The organism is Paraburkholderia sp. SIMBA_054 (genome assembly GCF_046534875.1).
In the GTDB taxonomy this organism is placed as follows: Bacteria; Pseudomonadota; Gammaproteobacteria; order Burkholderiales; family Burkholderiaceae; genus Paraburkholderia; species Paraburkholderia hospita.
In genome coordinates this window covers 1-442 of the sequence record NZ_JAWRXV010000262.1, presented here as the reverse complement: position 1 = coordinate 442, position 442 = coordinate 1, and the positions used below count along the sequence as shown (strand labels likewise).

Annotated in this window: 1 protein-coding gene; it reads right to left on the bottom strand. The window is 62.4% G+C overall.

Going from position 1 to position 442, the window contains the following annotated elements; genetic code table 11:
* A partial coding sequence (locus SB822_RS55040; RefSeq protein ID WP_410858841.1) for an electron transfer flavoprotein subunit alpha/FixB family protein occupies positions 1–442 on the bottom strand: 442 nt, incomplete at both ends.

The window sequence follows — 442 nt, the reverse complement described above, 5'->3', positions numbered from 1 at the left end:
GCCCGACACAATGACATGCGCCGACGTCAGTTCCGGACGATCCAGCTTCGTCACTTCACGGCTCACGAACTGCGAGAGGCCCGTATCTGCTGCCGCTTCGATCTTCTCGACCGACGCGCTGCCACCTTCCGCTGCAACCGGATCAAAGCCCGTCGAGCGCACCGTGATGACCTTGATGGGATCTTGAGATTGCACGATGGCGATGGCGTTGCCAGCGTAGATCGGGCGCTCGAACGTATCGGCCGAATCGACAGCCGTGATGTCGCTGATCTGCGCGACATCGAGTTTCGCCGCAATACGCGGCGCGATGTTCTTGCCGTAGGCCGTCGCCGGGGCGAGAATGTGCGAGTAATCCTTTGCGATGCTCAGCACCGTCGCCTCGACGTTTTCCGCGAGGCCTGCTGCCAGTTGCGGCGCGTCAGCGAGCAGCACCTTCGCCACG